The sequence below is a fragment of the Rhodococcus sp. D-46 genome (assembly GCF_011290655.1).
In the GTDB taxonomy this organism is placed as follows: domain Bacteria; phylum Actinomycetota; class Actinomycetes; order Mycobacteriales; family Mycobacteriaceae; genus Rhodococcus_F; species Rhodococcus_F qingshengii.
The window spans coordinates 468,727-486,470 of the sequence record NZ_JAANTF010000004.1; the positions used below are offsets into that span (position 1 = coordinate 468,727).

Here is a 17,744-nt window from a genome sequence, read left to right on the forward strand (position 1 = left end):
CCGGTGAATCTCACTCTCCTCGAAAGCTATTCGGGTTCGACGGCGCTGTCTGTAGTCGGATCGACGGACATGGACGAGGTGCCGAGCTCTCCCCGGTCCCCCTGCCGTAGCAGCTGCATTCCGTTGTGATCGAACTCGATTCGTCGAACGTCTTCAGTATCGACCAGCATCGTGGCCATAGCGGTACGCCGAGGTGGAAGGATCCGTATGGTCACTTTTCCTCGCGTGATCGCGGTGAGTTCCCGGACGATGCTCGAGTGGATTCGGTCGCGCACGTCGGGGTTCGCGCCATCCATTCCGTGGTCGTCGAGCAGGACCACTTCGACGCCGCGGTTTCGAGCGGCACGCACAGCATCGATGACATCTGTTTGTTGTAAGCCTGTCGCCCTCAGTGAATCTCGGAGTTGCGCCTCGAGGAGTTCGCATTCTTGCCGCTCGGTGGTTGTCAGTGGAACCCCGGAAGCGACCCGTTCGAGGAGCGGGCGTGCAAGGACATCGAGCCTGTCGAGTTGCGCGTCGCGTTCCTCGAGAATCGCAGCACTGGCGGATGCGGAGGCAATTCGTTGGGTGGACTGCTCACGAAGTTCGTAGATAACCCTGGCTTGAGGACGGATGGTGTATGCGAAGAAGGTCGACATCAGAACAGGGCCCGCGTTGATGACCGTCAACGACACTCCGTACATGGCCCCCTGGCCGGTGGTGGAGGACCAGATGGCGGTCACCAACACCATGAGTCCAAGCCCGAGCCACGCGAGTGCTGTACGCCCACGAACGCACATGAAGGTGAAGACTGCCGTCGACATCCCGAACATCCAGAGTTGAGTCATGTCGTTGACGGGGACGGGAACCACTGACAACACCAGGCCGCTCGTGACGGCGCCGGTCAGAGACACCAGAACGCTCTGCCCCAGCGGCATCGGGTCGCCTCTGCTCAGTACGAGTGTGAAAGCCGCAGTCGAGCACACGATAATTGCCAAGATCATCGGCCAGACTGCGCGGACGTCGGAGGATGTGTAGGCGACGGAGATCACGCAGGTGAGCGCGAAGCATGCAGCCATGAATCGAGCAGCACGGCTGTGCATGCCGAGAAGATCGCGGACATCTCGTCCGTCCGGCCTGGTCATGTCATCACCGCTACGGGCAAGCTCAACGTCAGAGTCACCGAAGTGCCGCGGCCGGGTGACGATCGAATGGTTGCCGATCCGCCGTCGAGTTGACGCATTCTGCCGCGGATGCTGACAGTGATTCCGAGGCGATGCGTCTCGACGGAGCTCGGATCGAAGCCGACGCCGTCGTCGGTGACGACTACTTCGAGGTGGGTGGCGGTTGCCGTGACCGTGACCGAACGCCGTGCACTGCTTCCGGCGTGTTTGACGCTGTTGCGCAGTGCCTCGGCCATCGCACCGGCCATCGCACGAATCGAGTCGGGTGCGTATCCGCTCGGATCAGACCCGTCGGAGAGGGCGGTCTCGAACGTGATGTTTTCGTCCACTTCCGAAGCGGCTGAACGCAACTGAGCGAGGATTCCGTCGAAGTCGAAACTCGTCTCGTGGTCGGTTCCGGAGCGCAGTTCGTCGAGTCTTGCCACCGTCCTTCGCGCCTGAGCGACGACCGAGGGATCGGCATCGTTTCTCGAAGCAGCGAGCAGAGTCGACATCACGGTGTCGTGGATGAGTGCGTCGAATCTCTCGCGTTCGACGGATTTGGCCTCGGCCGCGGCGGCGCCGGCGGCAGCGGCATGAGTGGTGGCGATGGTCGCATCCAGTACTCGTCCGGTTCGCAAGGCCATGACGGCCGCTGCTACGAAAACCGCGCAGAATGTCCAGGCGAAGGCGAGGTCGGGAACCAACAGGTGCGTCGTGGGACTCGTCCGGATTATGTGATTGGTCAACTGTGCGAGTGTTGCCACTACGAAAAGGTGCACGACGGCAGCGGCCGGTCGCCAAGCTGCAGCGGCAGCAAGGCTGGCGACGCCGGGGAAATTGGAAATCCACAAGGTGAAATCTGTGACGTGGTCACCATTCCACGCCGGCCACCACAGGAGGATGACCACGACGTAGAGAACCGCATTTGCGCTCGCAGTTCGTTTCACCCATCGGGTGTCGGCGTGGAACGTCGATGCTCCCAGCGCCAGCCCACTACCGAAAGTCGCGACCACCGCCAGTGGAGTCCACCACGACGCAGACATCGTGGTGGCTTCTGCAATCGCAGGGGCAAGCAATATCAAATAGCAGACATAGCCGGCGCCGATGAAGCGGCCGAAGAGCCTCAGAATTTCGTCAGAAGCACTGGCTGTTTTGTCGAAAGCAACTCTGTCGATCAGAGTTCGTCGATCGTCACTATCTGATCTTGTATCGCTCGCACGAGTAATTCGCATTTCGTCGGTGCGTTCCTTCCAACGTCGGCATACTTCTCGCGAATCCGCGACAGGTGGGTCCCCACCGTTCCCACGCTGATGTAGAGGTTTTGAGCAACGCGTGACTTCGAATCACTCAGTAGCCATTCCCTGAGAACCTCGATTTCGCGCTCCGAAAGGTGCGGTCCTACGGGATCCTGTGCCATGCAGTTTTCCACAGTGACTGTCATGAGTTTCGTCCTTACTTCTCTGTAGCGGAATGACAGACCCCCGACAGTGCCGTCTTCTTGTCAGATGAATGTAATTCGAAGAGGGAAATTTTTCCCAGACATCAATTCCTCTGCCCATATTTTCAGGGGCAGCGCTAAGAGAGTTATTGTTGCCGAACCTCATTGTTAGTCAAAGTCAGCTTTTTTCCGGAAGTAGGCCGTTCAGGAATTGGTAACACCCCGTCTTCGACCGCGCGTTTGTACAAATCCGTTTTTGTCGGTGCGGGTCGTCCGACAGCCGCATATTTCTGCCTGATGCGCTGGAGGTAGTCGTTAACCGTCTGCGGCGCCAAACCGGTGAGTCGCGCAACTCGATCCGCCTTCTCTCCGGATGCGTAAAGTTCGAGGACCTCGAGTTGTCGAGGGCTCAGACCCACTTCGTCGAGACCTGGATCCCCGTCGATTGCGGCAGCCCACTCTGTCGTCACCACCTGCCTTCCCGACGCGGCGGCGCGTATCGCATCAACCACGACGGCAGTCGGTTCGGACTTGCGTACAACACCCAGTACGCCGGCACGGGCGGCCGAGCGAACGAGGTACGGGTTTTCCGCCCCGGTGAAGATCAATGTCTCGAGCCCGGCGGCCCGCAGTTGCTCGACATTGCTCTTGGGCGATGAACCGTCGGCCAGCCGGAGGTCGAGGATTGCCAGATCCAAGGCGACGTTCTGAGCGAGCATCTCGGACACAGTGGTCGCGATGCACACCAATTCGAGGTCCGGCTCGTCCTCGAGCATCACGGACACGCCGATTGCTACCGACTCGTGGTCTTCCACCAACCCGACACGGCGGTGTGGAAATGCTGTTTGCTCTGGCATAGCGATTGTTTCCCTCCGCTCGATGCGAGGACGTTATCAGGCAGAGCTGACTGACCGGTATGTTACGTGTCAAGATTTGAAGTCAGCCTGGACTGTTTTACGTTTCGGCTCTACAGTTGTCTTGTGACCGAGACCACTTCCGATGCGAAAGTAAGCCGTACCCAGGCCGAACGTACAGCGGCGATGCGCGGGCGCCTCCTCGACGCCGCCGTCGAATCGTTGGTCGAGCTGGGCTACGCACGGACCAGCACGCAAGAGATCGCCCGCCGCGCAGGCGTCTCGCGGGGTACGCAACTGCATCATTTTCCGACCAAGGAATCGCTGGTCGTTGCGGCCGTCGAGTATCTGGTCGACAAGCGGCTGGAAGAAATCCTCACCGCTGAAGTGGATCGTGGTCGAGGCCTCGAGGTCCTGTCGGACGCGTTCTCCGGGCCGCTGTTCTATGCCGCCCTCGAATTGTGGGTCGCGGCGCGGACCGATCCCGTTCTGCATGCGGCGACGGTGCCCCTCGAACGCAAGGTGAGTGAGGCGCTCGAGTTCGGCAGCGCCGAGTTGTTCGGTGATCGGTTCGATTCCGAGTCGGTCGAACTCACCATCGAACTCGTTCGTGGGCTTGCCGTCTCAGCCCTGTTTCGTACATCCGAAGCCGACGACGCGCTCAGAGCGCGACTGTTGCCGGCCTGGCAATCCCGAGTGGAGAAGAAGTGAAGCTTCCCGAACATGTCGAAACGCTGATCGTCGGTGCCGGATTTGCCGGTATGGGCTTGGCCGCCAGAATGCTTCGCGACAACCGCGCTGCAGACGTCGTGTTGATCGAGCGTGGAGCTGACATCGGCGGCACTTGGCGCGACAACACCTATCCAGGCTGTGCCTGTGACGTGCCGACGGCGTTGTACTCGTATTCTTTTGCGCCGAGCGCCGATTGGAGTCATACCTTTGCTCGTCAACCCGAGATCTACAACTATCTGAAGAAGGTGGCCGCAGACACCGGCATCGTGGAACGCGTAGTCCTGAACTGCGAACTCGAAGCTGCTGTGTGGGACGAGGATGCGGCGCTGTGGCGTATTCGGACATCTCGAGGGTCGTTGACGGCCAAAGCTCTGGTCGCCGCGACCGGAGCGTTGTCGACGCCCAAGATCCCGGATTTTCCCGGTCTCGACCAATTCTCCGGGACCACTTTCCATTCGGCGACGTGGAACCACGAACACGAACTGCGCGGCGAGCGCGTAGCCGTGATCGGAACGGGAGCGTCGGCGGTTCAGTTCGTTCCCGAAATTGCCGACCCTGCTGCCCATGTCACCGTGTTCCAGCGAACTCCGGCCTGGGTGATCCCTCGGATGGATCGCACCCTGCCTGCTGCACAGAAGGCCGTGTACTCGCGGATTCCCGTTACACAGAAGGTGATTCGAGGGTGGGTTTACGGCTTCCGCGAGCTACTCGGCGCCGCGATGTCGCACGCGACGTGGGTGCTGCCTGCCTTCGAGGCGGCCGCGCGCCTCCATCTGCGCAGACAGGTGAAAGATCCGGAGTTGCGCCGGAAACTGACTCCCGATTTCACGATCGGTTGCAAGCGCATGCTTCTGTCCAACGACTGGTTGCGCACCCTTGACCGCGCGGACGTGAGTCTGGTCGACAGTGGGCTCGTCTCGGTCACCGAAAACGGAGTGGTCGACGCACGCGGAGTCGAGCACAAGGTCGACACCATCATCTTCGCCACGGGGTTCACGCCGACGGAACCGCCTGTTGCGCATCTGATCACCGGAAAACGTGGCGAGACGCTGGCCGCACATTGGAACGGTAGTCCCAACGCGTACAAGGGTACTGCGGTCAGCGGGTTCCCGAATCTGTTCCTCATGTACGGTCCGAACACCAACCTCGGACACAGTTCGATCGTGTACATGCTCGAGTCCCAGGCCGAGTACGTCAACGACGCCTTGAACACCATGAAGCGAGAGCGGATCGATGCCCTCGACGTGAACGAGACGGAGCAGGTGCACTACAACAAGGGAATTCAGCACGAGTTGCAGCACACGGTGTGGAACAAGGGCGGATGCTCGAGTTGGTACATCGATCCGGAGGGGCGCAACTCGGTGCAGTGGCCGACGTTCACTTTCAAATTCCGTTCGCTGCTGGAGCATTTCGATCGGGAGAACTACTCCGCTCGCAAGATCGAAAGCGTCGAGGCATGACCGCGACGCACTACGACGTGGTGGTTATCGGTTCGGGATTCGGTGGCAGTGTCGCCGCTCTTCGCCTGACGGAGAAGGGCTACCGTGTCGGGGTGCTCGAAGCCGGTCGACGGTTTGCCGACGACGAGTTGCCTGAAACCAGTTGGAGACTTCGAAAGTACCTGTGGGCGCCGTGGATCGGATGTTATGGGGTTCAGCGCATCCATCTTCTTCCGGATGTGCTCGTGATGGCGGGGTCCGGCGTCGGAGGTGGGTCGTTGAACTACGCCAACACGTTGTATCAGCCACCCAATCGGTTCTTCGAAGACCGTCAGTGGGCGCACATCACTGACTGGCACGACGAACTGGCGCCGTACTACGACCAGGCCAAACGGATGTTGGGTGTTCGCACCAATCCGTCCTTCACTCCTGCCGATGCGGTGATGAAGGACGTAGCCGAAGAGATGGGCGTGGGGGAGACCTTCACGTCCACCCCCGTCGGGGTTTTCTTCGGGGAGGCAGGAGTTTCCGTGCCGGACCCGTTCTTCGGCGGAAAAGGACCCGAACGCACAGGTTGCACGGAATGCGGGGGATGTATGACCGGCTGCCGAGTCGGTGCGAAGAACACGCTGGTCAAGAACTACCTCCATCTCGCCGAGCAAGCGGGCGCCAGGGTTCATCCGCTCACGACCGTCACCGACCTTCGGCCGGCGGCAAGCGGTGGTTACCGCCTGCTCGCGAGGCGAACGGACGGCGTCCGCCGGCGAGAAGTTCGGTTCACCGCCGATCAGGTGGTGGTTGCCGCCGGAACGTACGGAACGGCGAGACTGCTGCTCGGTATGAAGGAATCCGGTGCCCTGCCGGGCCTGTCGGACACTCTCGGCACCGTCGTACGTACCAATTCCGAAGCCGTACTGGCCGCAACGTCGAAGTCGCGTCGACGGAACTTCACGCAGGGCGTAGCCATCACGTCGTCCTTTCACCCGGATGATCACACGCACATCGAGCCGGTGCGATACGGCAAGGGCAGCAATGCAATAGGACTTCTGCAGACCGTCCTGAGTGACGGCGGTGGGCGAACTCCCCGGGTGCTGAAGACTCTGGCAGTCGCGGCCCGACACCCAGGAGCGTTCTTGCGGTCGTTGTCGGTACGGAACTGGTCCGAGCGAACCGTCATCGCGCTGGTGATGCAGACCGACGACAACTCCCTCGAACTTTCCAAGAACACCAAACGATTCGGGCGCTCCCTCACCAGTAGACCGGGACCGGGCGATCCACCTCCTCAGTGGATTCCGCAGGGTCATACAGCCATTCGCAAGGTCGCCGAGAAGATCGACGGCGACCCGGGTGGTTCCATCGCCGAGATCGTGAACATCCCGATGACGGCACACTTTCTGGGTGGCTGCGCGATCGGTGACAGCGCGTCGAGTGGCGTCGTCGATCCGTATCTGCGTGCATACGGTCATGAGGGACTGCACGTCATGGACGGTTCGGTGGTGAGCGCAAATCTCGGAGTGAATCCTTCCCTGACCATCACTGCGCAGGCGGAACGAGCGTGCGCGATGTGGCCGAACAAGGGTGGCGCGGACGCCCGCCCGAAGACCGGCGAGCCATACGTACGTATCGATCCGACTTTGCCGTCCGATCCGGTGGTGCCGACGCATGCACCAGGCGCTTTGCGGCTTCCCCTGACCATTCGAGCTGAGAAGGTGTCCGATGTGGAGCGTGCCTGAATCGACAAGTGACCGCGTCGACTGGCCGGTGAGTGATCCGCCGCCGTGGCCGGCTCGCGTTCGCGCGACACTGTGGTGGCACCGCAGTACGTCGGCGGCACGCGAGCTCGGCCCGGATGGTCGAACTATTCCGATGACGGTGGCCATGATGGTGGACTACCTCGATTCGCCGGTCGGCCCGTATCGCGAGATCCTCGCCAGTCCGGTCTTGCATGCGCCAGGGAAACGGATCGGGCCTATGCCGCGGATGGCGGTCCCTTTCATCGCGGTGGATTCGGAACCGTCGGTGCACGGTGGGCGAGTCCACTGGCAACTACCCAAGGTTCTGGCCGAGTTCGACGGAGACGTGCAGCAGAAATTCACTGCAACCGGCGACGGATGGCGGGTGCGTTCGGATACGCGGATGCTCGGGCCGCGTCTGCCGATTGCCGGGGCGTTGGGATTTGCGCAGCCGGAGTCCGGTGGAGGTCTGGCGATCGCGTCGGCAAGGCTGACGGGATCGTTCCGATACGCGCGCGTGAGCGTCGAGGCAGAGGGGCAGACCCTGCCGGACTGGTTGGCTGCGGGCACCCATCACGGCGTCGTGATTCTGGGCGGAAAAATGACTACGGGAGCGGCCAAGCATCGGTAGCGGGGGTTTGACCTGCGAAAAGCGACCAAGGCCGCCCGTCAGTGACCGGGCGGCCTTGGTCGTGTGGTGTGAAAGTCAGGTGTCGACGTCCCACAGGCGCCTCTCGGCGGGTGGTCGCTCGCAGCGACAAAAGGGGTGGGGCCCGGGGCTTGTTCGGACGCCGACAGGGTGTTCAACGGCGGTCTCCCCGGATTTGTTCCCGTCCTCGATATGTGACACCGGTCTCGATTCAACTTAGGCAATCCTTTTCTTGACTAATTCCAGAAAAGCGGCATACTGGGAAACATGCGAGACGGAGAGCATGACTTCGACCCCCGAGCGCAATTGCGCGCCGTCGGGTTGAGGGTCACTGCTCCGCGCCTCGCCGTGCTGGATGCGGTTACAGCCCAACCGCATTCAGACGCCGATTCTGTTGCAGCACTCGTGCGGCAGCAGCTCGGATCGGTATCCACACAGGCCGTTTACGACGTGCTGAAGGCATGCGTGAACGCAGGATTGCTGCGACGCATCGAGCCGGCGGGTTCGCCCGCACGGTTCGAGACGAGAACTGGTGACAACCACCATCACCTCGTCTGTCGCGGCTGCGGCAAGGTCGTCGACGTCGATTGTGTTGTCGGCCAAGCTCCCTGCCTCGAACCTTCCGATAATCATGGCTTCGAAATCGACGAAGCCGAGGTCGTGTTCTGGGGCCGTTGCGAAGATTGCCTGAAGAATTCTGCCGAATCCGACACCGAGTCGGACGCGGTCTCGCAGAATCGAATTGATGCGTCCAGAACCTCCGAGTCAGCCACCTCGCATGCAGCCCATGCGTTCGACTCGGATGCAGCCCCGCTCCTCTGACGCCCAGCCCACAACGCTAGGAGGCTTCGCCATGACCAAGCCCACCACCAACAATTTCGGTATCGCGGTCGCAAGTGATGACGAATCGCTGACCGCGGGTATTCAGGGGCCGGTGCTCCTTCACGACCACTACCTGATCGAGAAGCTCGCGCAGTTCAACCGCGAGCGTGTCCCGGAGCGCATCGTCCACGCCAAGGGCGGCGGCGCTTTCGGTGAACTCGTCATCACACACGACGTCAGCAAGTACACCAAGGCCGCGTTCCTGCAGCCGGGTAAGAAGACCGAGTCACTCGTCCGCTTCTCCACCGTCGCCGGTGAGCAGGGCAGCCCGGACACCTGGCGCGATCCGCGCGGTTTTGCGATGAAGTTCTACACCGAAGAGGGAAACTACGACCTCGTCGGCAACAACACCCCGGTGTTCTTCATCAAGGACGCCATCAAGTTCCCCGACTTCATTCGTTCGCAGAAGCGACTGCCCGGCTCCGGTCTTCGTGACCACGACATGCAGTGGGACTTCTGGACTCTGCGTCCCGAGACCGCTCACCAGGTGACCTGGCTGATGGGTGACCGCGGTATCCCGAAGACCTGGCGCAACATGGACGGCTTCGGATCGCACACCTACCAGTGGGTCAACGCTGCGGGTGAACGCTTCTGGGTGAAGTACCACTTCAAGACCGATCAGGGCATCGAGTTCCTGACGCAGGCCGAAGCAGACAGCCTCGCCGGTAGCGATCCCGACTACCACCGCGCGGATCTGTACAACGCCATCGAGGCCGGTAATTTCCCGAGCTGGACACTCAAGGTTCAGATCATGCCGGTCGACGAGGCCGAAGGCTACCGCTTCAACCCGTTCGACCTCACCAAGGTCTGGTCCCAGAAGGACTACCCACTGATCGAGGTCGGCAAGTGGACGCTGAACCTCAATCCGGAGAACTTCTTCGCGCAGATCGAGCAGGCTTCGTTCGAGCCGTCGAACGTGGTGCCCGGCATCGGATTCAGCCCGGACAAGATGCTTCTCGGCCGCGTCTTCTCCTACGCCGACGCACATCGTTACCGCATCGGCACCAACTACGCCGACCTGCCGGTCAATGCCCCGAAGAACGAGGTGAACTCCTACTCCAAGGAGGGCGCCATGCGTTACAGCTTCAATTCCCCGTCGACGCCGGTGTACGCACCGAACTCGTACGGCGGACCGCATGCCGATCCGTCGGTTGCCGGTGACGAAGGACTGTGGGCGTTCGACGGCAAGGCAGTGCGCGCCGGATACATCGAGCACGCCGAGGACGGCGACTTCACGCAGGCCGGAACGCTGGTCCGTGAAGTTCTCGACGACGCAGCTCGTGAGCGCCTGGTGAGCAACATCGTCGGCCACGCCCTTGCCGGCGTCAGTGAGGAAGTTCTGTTGCGTGTCTTCGAGTACTGGAAGAACGTCGACGCAGATTTGGGCAAGCGCGTCGAAGAAGGTGTACGCGCAGGTCAGTGACCCGCTGACATGAGCATCGCCTAGGTCTACCGAATGCGGACCGCTGCAAGGGAAATCACTTCCCGGCAGCGGTCCGTTTCCGTCTACCCAACTACAGAAGCGCAAACCAATAGACGAAGCATGCGAGAAGGAATACAACGACTGACTCCATGACGACACCCCTGTTCGACGTGCACTTCTGCTGTTCGCACTCTCCATGATCCGCTTCTCGAGCTGAGAATGCTCGGGGCACAAGTTTCGCGAACCGAGGTGTTGGGCAGTCAATTCCCATGGCAATAGGTGCGGTTCTCTTCGACATCGACGGAACGCTCGTCGATTCCAACTATCTGCACGTAGAAGCGTGGTCGCGAGCTTTCTTCGAGGTAGGTCGCCCGGTCGACGCGTGGCGGGTACACCGCAGCATCGGCATGGACGGAGACCAACTACTGGAGTCCTTGCTCGGCGAAGACATCGACGGGTGCGGACCGCGAGCCAAAGAACTTCACACCACGTACTACCGGCAGTCGGCCGACCGTCTCCGAGTACTGCCGGGAGCGCGCGAGTTGATCCGCCGAGTTCACTCGCTCGGACTGCACGTGGTGCTCGCTACCTCGGCGCCGGACGAAGAACTGAATTTGCTACGCCGGACGCTCGACATCGACGAAATGATCTACGCCGCCACCTCTTCGGAATCCGTCGACGAGGCCAAACCTGATCCGGACCTGATCGAGGTCGCGCTCGCGAAGGCAGGTGTCGACGCGGGCAATGCGGTCATGGTCGGGGATGCCGTCTGGGACATGAAGGCGGCGACATGGGCGGGCGTTGTGGCTGTGGGAGTGCGCAGTGGTGGCATGTCGACCGACGAACTCGAAGGTGCGGGTGCGGCTGCCGTGTACGACGACGCCCGCGACCTCCTCGACCACCTCGACGGCAGTGTGATTTCCGAACTCGTTTCAGGCCTAGATACCGGGAGTTGATCAGTGATGGCACGATTCGGCTACACCTTGATGACGGAGCAGGCAGGTCCGAAAGAACTGGTTCGTCATGCAGTTCGGGCCGAAGAAGTCGGCTTCGACTTCGAAGTGATGAGTGATCACTACTCGCCGTGGCTGACCGAGCAGGGGCATGCACCCTACGCCTGGTCGGTGCTGGGGGCAGTCGCCCACGCCACCGAGCGAGTCGGTTTGATGACGTACGTGACTTGTCCGACCGTGAGGTACCACCCCGCCGTCGTCGCTCAGAAAGCTGCGACGATCCAGATCCTCGCGGACGGACGCTTCACCCTGGGATTGGGAAGTGGCGAGAGCCTGAACGAGCATGTGGTCGGCGAGGGTTGGCCGTCCATCGACACCCGCCAGGACATGCTGCAGGAGGCGGTGAGCATCATTCGCGCACTGCTCGCCGGAGATCTGGTGAGCTGGAAGGGGGAGTACTTCGACGTCCAGTCCGCCAGGATCTGGGATCTCCCCGAGAACCCGGTTCCGCTGGCGCTGGCCATGTCCGGAGACAAGTCCGTCGAGCGTTTCGGTCCGATGGCCGACGATCTGATTGCCGTGCAACCGGATTCGGAGCTAGTGCACTTGTGGAAGCACGTGCACGGCCGAGCATACGGATTGGCTCCCGCAGGCCGGACCATCGGTCAGATTCCGATCTCGTGGGACCCTGATCGCGACACGGCAATTGCACGAGCTCATCAGCAGTTCCGGTGGTTCGGCGGAGGGTGGTCCGTGAACTCCGAACTGCCGACGCCGGCGAGCTTCTCGGGTGCGACTCAGTTCGTGCGCAAAGAGGATGTAGCTGAAAGCATTCCGTGTGGTCCCGATCTCGATGTGATCGTCGAAGCGGTCAAGGCATACACGGACGCCGGATTCACCGATGTGGCACTGGTACAGATCGGTGGAGATACCCAAGACCGATTCTTCGACGAGGCGGCCAAGCCGCTGCTCGAGGCTCTGCACGTCGAATTGGGTTGATCGAGAAGATCAATCGAGTTCCGCCGAGTGGGCTCTTGTCGAGTCGCGCGCTACCGCCGTGCAGCCTCGCCTGCTGCGCGACGAGGGCCAGTCCCAAACCGCTTCCGGCGTCGCCCGCACCGGTACCACGAACGAATCTCTCGAACATCGCTTCGCGTTCCGAAGGCGCGATCACGGTGCCGTTGTCGTCGACGAAAACCGTCGCCGAACCCGTCGCGGCCCCTGATCGGACGGTGATCTCGACTTCGTCGGCATTGCCGTGCCGAACGGAATTGGTGACGGCGTTGGTCAGCACCAGACGGATGCCCGCGGGAAAGGCCTGAATCGAAAGTTCTTCCGGTGCTTTCAAACGAACGTCGACCTGCGGGTGCAGACGGCCGGCGTCAGCGACGGCGCGATCGGCAACCTCGACGAGATCGACGTCGGCACAATCCTCGGGATCGGCCACGTCACCCAGGGCTAGAGTCTCGAGGTCGGTCAGGGTGCGCTCGATCTGGCGCTGCGCTTCCAACAATTCGCCGGACAGTTCGCGCCGTTGGCTTTCCGTGAGATCGAGTGTTGCGAGAACTTCGAGATCGGTACGCATCGACGTGAGAGGTGTGCGCAGTTCGTGGGCGGAGACGCGAGCGAAATCGCGTGCCGACTCCAACGCCTCCTCGGTGCGGCTTCGATCGCTTTCGATGCGACTGAGCATGCTGTGGATTGCCTCCGACAGTTCTTCGGCTTCTCGCGTTCCACGTACCGACGGTGCCCGGTGCGAGAGTCCGTCGACGTCGAGGTTGTTGCCGATCGAACTGGTGGTCTCGGTCAATTGCTGTAGTGGCCGGACGGCTCGGCCGGTGAGGAACCAACCGAGCCCGGCCGCGGCAAGGATGGCGACCACTGCTGCAGCGGCCACTTGGAACTGCTGCTCACGGATTGCCTGGGTCAGTGGGTCTTCGGGGATGCTGACGGCCAGTGCGGCGCCGCTGTCGCCGGGCACCAGAACATCACGACTGCGAACATCGGTGGTAGCCAAGGCGCTGACGGTCGCGGCGTTGAATCCGGGGCTGACCACGGATGGTTCTGTTGTTGCAGTTGGTGTTTCGATGAATAGCGGGCTCGGCGCACTCGCCGCGACGCCCAGGGTGACGGAATCGAGAGTGCGTTCGAGTTGTTCGGATCCGTTGACACGCAGAAAGACCGCGAACGCAATTCCGATCGCGGCAATCACGATTCCGGCGGCCAGGCCCGAGGCGATGGCTACGCGAGTCTGAAGTGACAGCGGCCGCTTCATCGTTCGGCCGTCAGGACGAAGCCCACGCCACGCACTGTGTGGATCACGCGGGGCGCTCCGTCGACTTCGAGTTTCTTGCGTAGGTAGGTGACAAAGACGTCGACGACATTGGTGTCGGCGGCGAAGTCGTAACCCCAGACGAGTCGCAGGAGTTGTGCGCGACTGAGTACGACACCGGCGTGCTCGGCGAGTACCGACAACAGGTCGAATTCTCTTTTGGTGAGTTCGATTCGCCTACCGTCGATGTGCGCTCGATGGCCACGGAGATCGACCGTCAGCGGTCCCACCGTGATCGGATGAGCGACCGACGGGGTGGCTCGCGTCGTGCGTCGAAGCAATGCGCGGAGTCTGGCGACGAGCTCGGCCAACTCGAAGGGCTTGGTGAGGTAGTCGTCGGCGCCCGCCTCCAGCCCCGCGATGCGATCACCCACGGAACTTCGGGCGCTGAGCACGCAGATCGGAACCTCGTTGCCGATCGCGCGCAGGGCGGTCACCACCCCGACGCCGTCGAGGCCGGGCATGTTGACGTCGAGAACGAGCGCGGCCGGGCATTGCTTGTTCACCGATGACAAGGCCGATCGTCCGTCGACGGCAGTTGCCGTGTCGAAGCCCGACAATCGGAGTCCACGTTCGAGCGAATTCAGAACCTTCGCGTCGTCGTCAACGATCAGGATGCGCTCGCGTGTACTCACCCCAGCCATGGTGCCATTGGATCAAGGCCTGGGGCCTCGCTCGGAGCGAGGGCCGTCGCATTCTCATCAACTCCTAAGAAACCGACAACAGATCTGCAGTGTTGGCTTCATAACCTCGGGTTTCTCGGATGCGACCGCGCCGAGAACTCGAGAACGTTCGATCAAGGAGAACTACGATGACGCGATTGAAAGTGAACGGCAAGCGGGCCCGCCGGACCGGTGTGGTGGTGGCGTCCGTGGCGGTCCTCGGTATGGCAGTGGCGCCGGGAATCGCCTGGGCTTCCAACCCGATTTCCAACGGGTCACCGGTGGCGGTGCGGTCGATCGCGACCGCTCCAGCCGAGTGGGGTGTGGCTCCCGAAGTAGCGTGTGGTGTCGCGGCGCCGATTTCCGACGAGGAGCTGCAGAAGCTCATCGACGAGGGGAAGGTCGTGCGCGCGGAGGAGGCCGGTACGGCCGCAGTCACTATCGAAGTGCCGAGCGAAGCTGCGACATTCGTTGCGCGTGAAGGGGTGCCGGCGTTGCCGACCGTCGAGTGGGCTCCGACGACCGAAGGTGTTCCGGCAGAGGTGCTCGACATGGCCGGTGTCGCTCCGCTGGAGGAAGGCGTTGCCCTGTCATGCACGGTTGCCGCGGGCTGACGAGCGAAAAAAGCTCCGCATGAACCGCTTTGACCTGGAACGGTACGGCCGTACTCAACTGGGTCTGGAGGTTGGTCAAGCCTGTCGGTAGCACTTGCTACGTTCGGGGCGGTCTCGGCGAGCATGCCGGGGCCGTCGCCGACGGCGTCATGTGTGTGGTGTCTTGCAGAGGGTGCGGTACGGCCTGATGCGGGGCGCGTTTCGAAAGGTGTTGTGTTTCATGGTCATGGGCCCCACCCACGCGATGTCCGGTGCTGCTGTGGGGTTGGTGGTTGCGGAGTTGTTGCCTCTTGACTGGGGAGGGCCCACATCCACTGCGGAAACTTTGACCTTTGCCGGAGTGTGTGCCGGAGCCGCCTTGCTTCCCGACCTCGATACCGGTCAGTCGACGGTTTCGCGATCATTCGGTCCGCTCAGCAAGGCTCTGGCCAAAGGCATCGACGCAATTTCGGTGACCTTCTACCGCATCACCAAAGGCAAGAAGGACGGCAAGCGTCGTGGTGGGCATCGGACGCTCACGCACACCGCGCTGTTCGCCGCCGGGTTGGGTGCCGGGGTCTCGGCGCTGGTTGTTCAGTTCGGGAAGCCAGCCATCATCATCACCCTGTTCTTCTGCCTCGGGTTGGCCATCCGTGGATTGGCGGGTGAATTGGCCAAGGAGAAGGGTTGGCTCGCGGTCTCCGCCGTTGCGTTGGTGCTCTCTGCCCTCACCTGGCAGTGGTATCCGAGTGAGGCTGGATCCACGGGGCTAGGTGTTGCGGTGGCACTGGGTTGCGCCACGCACTGTCTCGGCGATGCGATCACCAAGGAAGGGGTGCCGTTTCTCGCGCCCCTGATTCCGCTCGGCGGCAAACGATGGTGGGAACAACGGCTGCCGTCATTCCTGTCCATCCGTGCAGGTGGGAACCTCGAGAAGATCCTGATCGGGCCGGCGTTGACGGTTCTGACTGCCTGGTTGATCATCAGTGCGTTCGACGGTGCCCCGGAAGCGATCTACGCGGTCTTCGCTCCGATGGTGCAGTGAGCTTCGGAAAACTTTTATTACGGAACCACTGGCATCGTAATCATATTTGTTCTACGTTCGTCCCTGACATGAACCGAGTCGGCTGACGGAGTGAGCAGTGGTGCATCAAGCAGAGCGCATGGCAGAGCACAGCTCGAGCGAAGACGGTGTGAGCCGGCGCGGATTTCTCGCAGCGAGTGCCGGCGCAGCTGCTCTCGCGGGCATTTCCTGGGCGCCGGCTGGAGCAGTTCCCTGGGGTTCGGCATCGACCATCGCGCCACCGCCCGGATTTCCGTCGGACATTCCGTTGTCACAGCAGGCGTACGCGAACTGGTCGCGAGAAATCATGCTCGACAGCGTGTGGACGGCCACGGCACGTCACAGCGATGACGTCGTCACCCTCGCCAACTGGGCGTTCGACAACGGGTACACAGTGCGTGCGAAGGGAACGATGCACGGGTGGAGTCCGTTGACGGTGGTGCCCGGCGCGCCTTCGGATCGAGTTCTGCTGGTCGATACGATGGCCAAACTGAATTCGGTTGTGGTGCAGCACGGCACGCCCGCAACGGTCACGGCGGGCGCCGGCGCCAGTATCGAAGCGATTCTGACAGCGCTCGAGCGAGAAGGGCTCGGCTGGGCCAACTCTCCGGCGATCGGTGAGCTGTCCATCGCCGGCGCGCTGGCGATCGGTGCTCACGGGGCAACCTATCCGGCTGTGGGGGAGACGATCACCCCTGGTCAATCGTATGGTTCGCTGAGCAACCTGATCACCGAGATCACGGTGGTGGCGTGGGAGGAAGGCATCAATCGGTACGCACTGAAGACATTTCACCGATCGGACGTCGAGAGCACCGCCTTCCTGGCCCATCTGGGTCGAACCTTCGTCACCTCCGTGACGCTGCAAGCCGGGGAGAATTATCGGCTGCGGTGCCAGAGTTTCACCGACATTCCGTGGCAAGAACTCTTTGCTGCTCCCGGGTCGCCAGGGCGTACCTACGAGAGTTTCGTCGAGAAATCCGGACGGGTGGAAGCAATCTGGTTCCCGTTCACGCAAACACCGTGGCTCAAGGTCTGGACACCGACCCCGGTCAAACCGCCGGAGTCCCGAGAGGTGAGCGGGCCGTACAACTACTTCTTCTCCGACGCGATTCCCGAAGAAGTCACCACCCCGTTGGGGATGGTGGCACAGGGTCTCCAAGCTGCGACGCCGCTGTTCGGCGCCTCTCAGTTCGGCGCTGTAGCAGCAGGATTGGTGCTGACTGACACCGACGATCTCTGGGGTTGGTCGAAAGACGTTCTGTTCTACCTCCGGCACACGACCTTGCGCGTCGTAGCCGGGGGCGGGGCGGTGATCACCAAGCGGTCCAACATCGGCCGAGTCGTCCACGAGATGACGAGTTGGCTGAACGAACGAATGACGCACTACGCGTCGTTGGGGCAGTATCCCGTCAACATGCCGTTCGAAGTGCGTCTCTGCGGTGTCGACGATGACGGCGAGGTGTTGGTCGACAGCGCCGGAGTGCCGGACCTGTCAGCGGTGCGGCCGCGGGCGGATCGTCAGGACTGGGACACAGCGATCTGGATGAACGTGGTCTCGATTCCCGGCACCGCGGGATTGCCTGCGTTCCTTCGCGAAATGGAACGGTGGATGGTCGCGAACTACTCCGGCGATTACGCGACCTTCCGTCCGGAGTGGTCCAAGGGGTGGGCATTCACCGATCAGGCGGCGTACCAGGACGACGAATTCCTCACCAGCACAGTGCCTGCCACCTTTCGTGCCGGTGGCGACGGGAATTGGGACTTCGCTCTCGCCACTCTCGACGAGCACGACCCGCACCGCGTATTCAGCAATACGTTCCTCGACCGCGTATTGCCACCCAGCTGA

At 61.9% G+C, this 17,744-nt stretch carries 16 protein-coding genes and 1 pseudogene; 11 read left to right on the forward strand and 6 right to left on the reverse strand.

All coding sequences use genetic code 11. The features are described 5' to 3' along the window. Positions 1–26: 26 nt before the first annotated feature. The 4 genes and pseudogenes from G9U53_RS12895 to G9U53_RS12910 form a co-directional block, all read right to left on the reverse strand. A complete protein-coding gene (locus G9U53_RS12895) occupies positions 27–1,124 on the reverse strand; it encodes a hypothetical protein (RefSeq protein WP_065455112.1) in 1,098 nt (365 codons plus the stop codon). Further along, positions 1,121–2,188 carry an ATP-binding protein gene (locus tag G9U53_RS12900; protein WP_042446628.1) on the reverse strand — a complete coding sequence of 356 codons (1,068 nt, stop codon included), beginning with the start codon at positions 2,186–2,188 and terminating at the stop codon, positions 1,121–1,123. The genes G9U53_RS12895 and G9U53_RS12900 overlap by 4 nt, the downstream gene beginning before the upstream one ends. 131 nt (positions 2,189–2,319) lie before the next feature. Then, a pseudogene (locus G9U53_RS12905) lies at positions 2,320–2,541 on the reverse strand (LuxR C-terminal-related transcriptional regulator); the annotation flags it as partial. A gap of 188 nt (positions 2,542–2,729) precedes the next feature. Beyond that, positions 2,730–3,440, reverse strand: coding sequence for a response regulator transcription factor (locus G9U53_RS12910; RefSeq protein ID WP_007732315.1), 711 nt, complete (start codon positions 3,438–3,440; stop codon positions 2,730–2,732). Positions 3,441–3,623: 183 nt separating this feature from the next. Between G9U53_RS12910 and G9U53_RS12915 the strand changes: the two genes are divergently transcribed. The 8 genes from G9U53_RS12915 (at position 3,624) to G9U53_RS12950 (ending at position 12,247) form a co-directional block, all read left to right on the forward strand. Continuing rightward, a complete protein-coding gene (locus tag G9U53_RS12915; RefSeq protein ID WP_202427151.1) occupies positions 3,624–4,148 on the forward strand; it encodes a TetR/AcrR family transcriptional regulator in 525 nt (174 codons plus the stop codon). Next, positions 4,145–5,629, forward strand: a complete 1,485-nt coding sequence (locus G9U53_RS12920) for an NAD(P)/FAD-dependent oxidoreductase (protein WP_081557263.1) — start codon at positions 4,145–4,147, stop codon at positions 5,627–5,629. The genes G9U53_RS12915 and G9U53_RS12920 overlap by 4 nt, the downstream gene beginning before the upstream one ends. After that, positions 5,626–7,341, forward strand: coding sequence for a GMC family oxidoreductase (locus G9U53_RS12925; protein ID WP_165638750.1), 1,716 nt, complete (start codon positions 5,626–5,628; stop codon positions 7,339–7,341). Before G9U53_RS12920 ends, G9U53_RS12925 begins: the two co-directional genes overlap by 4 nt. Continuing rightward, on the forward strand, positions 7,325–7,972 hold the full coding sequence (locus G9U53_RS12930; protein ID WP_042446642.1) for a hypothetical protein: 648 nt from the start codon (positions 7,325–7,327) through the stop codon (positions 7,970–7,972). Before G9U53_RS12925 ends, G9U53_RS12930 begins: the two co-directional genes overlap by 17 nt. A 285-nt stretch (positions 7,973–8,257) precedes the next feature. Continuing rightward, entirely contained in the window at positions 8,258–8,812 is a 555-nt protein-coding gene (locus G9U53_RS12935; protein ID WP_003943517.1) for a Fur family transcriptional regulator, read from the forward strand. 31 nt (positions 8,813–8,843) lie between these two features. Beyond that, positions 8,844–10,295: a catalase gene (locus G9U53_RS12940; RefSeq protein WP_165638751.1), complete on the forward strand. Its 1,452-nt coding sequence runs from the start codon at positions 8,844–8,846 to the stop codon at positions 10,293–10,295. A gap of 269 nt (positions 10,296–10,564) precedes the next feature. Next, positions 10,565–11,251, forward strand: a complete 687-nt coding sequence (locus G9U53_RS12945) for an HAD family hydrolase (protein WP_165638752.1) — start codon at positions 10,565–10,567, stop codon at positions 11,249–11,251. A 6-nt stretch (positions 11,252–11,257) separates the two neighbouring features. Then, the gene (locus tag G9U53_RS12950) at positions 11,258–12,247 is read left to right on the forward strand and encodes an LLM class F420-dependent oxidoreductase (RefSeq protein WP_007732341.1); all 990 of its coding nucleotides are present in this window, start codon (positions 11,258–11,260) and stop codon (positions 12,245–12,247) included. On the opposite strand, the gene G9U53_RS12955 is transcribed toward G9U53_RS12950, so the two are convergent. Together G9U53_RS12955 and G9U53_RS12960 are read right to left on the reverse strand one after the other, a co-directional pair. After that, the gene (locus tag G9U53_RS12955) at positions 12,144–13,523 is read right to left on the reverse strand and encodes a HAMP domain-containing sensor histidine kinase (RefSeq protein ID WP_165638753.1); all 1,380 of its coding nucleotides are present in this window, start codon (positions 13,521–13,523) and stop codon (positions 12,144–12,146) included. The genes G9U53_RS12950 and G9U53_RS12955 overlap by 104 nt on opposite strands. After that, positions 13,520–14,224, reverse strand: coding sequence for a response regulator transcription factor (locus tag G9U53_RS12960; protein ID WP_165638754.1), 705 nt, complete (start codon positions 14,222–14,224; stop codon positions 13,520–13,522). The genes G9U53_RS12955 and G9U53_RS12960 overlap by 4 nt, the downstream gene beginning before the upstream one ends. Before the next feature lie 167 nt (positions 14,225–14,391). On the opposite strand from G9U53_RS12960, the gene G9U53_RS12965 reads away from it, so the two are divergent. The 3 genes from G9U53_RS12965 (at position 14,392) to G9U53_RS12975 (ending at position 17,744) form a co-directional block, all read left to right on the forward strand. Continuing rightward, positions 14,392–14,856 (forward strand): light harvesting protein subunit alpha, encoded by a 465-nt coding sequence (locus tag G9U53_RS12965; RefSeq protein ID WP_165638755.1) that lies wholly within the window; start codon positions 14,392–14,394, stop codon positions 14,854–14,856. Positions 14,857–15,076: 220 nt separating this feature from the next. Continuing rightward, positions 15,077–15,880: a metal-dependent hydrolase gene (locus tag G9U53_RS12970; RefSeq protein WP_007732353.1), complete on the forward strand. Its 804-nt coding sequence runs from the start codon at positions 15,077–15,079 to the stop codon at positions 15,878–15,880. A gap of 118 nt (positions 15,881–15,998) precedes the next feature. Then, on the forward strand, positions 15,999–17,744 hold the full coding sequence (locus G9U53_RS12975; RefSeq protein ID WP_039973296.1) for a cholesterol oxidase substrate-binding domain-containing protein: 1,746 nt from the start codon (positions 15,999–16,001) through the stop codon (positions 17,742–17,744).

Excerpts from the sequence above, each read along its gene's own strand:
- G9U53_RS12895 (WP_065455112.1), bottom strand. The coding sequence starts at position 1,124 with ATGACCAGGCCGGACGGACGAGATGTCCGCGATCTTCTCGGCATGCAC.
- G9U53_RS12900 (WP_042446628.1), bottom strand. The coding sequence starts at position 2,188 with ATGTCTGCGTCGTGGTGGACTCCACTGGCGGTGGTCGCGACTTTCGGT.
- G9U53_RS12910 (WP_007732315.1), bottom strand. The coding sequence starts at position 3,440 with ATGCCAGAGCAAACAGCATTTCCACACCGCCGTGTCGGGTTGGTGGAA.
- G9U53_RS12915 (WP_202427151.1), top strand. The coding sequence starts at position 3,624 with ATGCGCGGGCGCCTCCTCGACGCCGCCGTCGAATCGTTGGTCGAGCTG.
- G9U53_RS12925 (WP_165638750.1), top strand. The coding sequence starts at position 5,626 with ATGACCGCGACGCACTACGACGTGGTGGTTATCGGTTCGGGATTCGGT.
- G9U53_RS12930 (WP_042446642.1), top strand. The coding sequence starts at position 7,325 with ATGTGGAGCGTGCCTGAATCGACAAGTGACCGCGTCGACTGGCCGGTG.
- G9U53_RS12935 (WP_003943517.1), top strand. The coding sequence starts at position 8,258 with ATGCGAGACGGAGAGCATGACTTCGACCCCCGAGCGCAATTGCGCGCC.
- G9U53_RS12940 (WP_165638751.1), top strand. The coding sequence starts at position 8,844 with ATGACCAAGCCCACCACCAACAATTTCGGTATCGCGGTCGCAAGTGAT.
- G9U53_RS12945 (WP_165638752.1), top strand. The coding sequence starts at position 10,565 with ATGGCAATAGGTGCGGTTCTCTTCGACATCGACGGAACGCTCGTCGAT.
- G9U53_RS12950 (WP_007732341.1), top strand. The coding sequence starts at position 11,258 with ATGGCACGATTCGGCTACACCTTGATGACGGAGCAGGCAGGTCCGAAA.
- G9U53_RS12955 (WP_165638753.1), bottom strand. The coding sequence starts at position 13,523 with ATGAAGCGGCCGCTGTCACTTCAGACTCGCGTAGCCATCGCCTCGGGC.
- G9U53_RS12960 (WP_165638754.1), bottom strand. The coding sequence starts at position 14,224 with ATGGCTGGGGTGAGTACACGCGAGCGCATCCTGATCGTTGACGACGAC.
- G9U53_RS12965 (WP_165638755.1), top strand. The coding sequence starts at position 14,392 with ATGACGCGATTGAAAGTGAACGGCAAGCGGGCCCGCCGGACCGGTGTG.
- G9U53_RS12970 (WP_007732353.1), top strand. The coding sequence starts at position 15,077 with ATGGTCATGGGCCCCACCCACGCGATGTCCGGTGCTGCTGTGGGGTTG.
- G9U53_RS12975 (WP_039973296.1), top strand. The coding sequence starts at position 15,999 with ATGGCAGAGCACAGCTCGAGCGAAGACGGTGTGAGCCGGCGCGGATTT.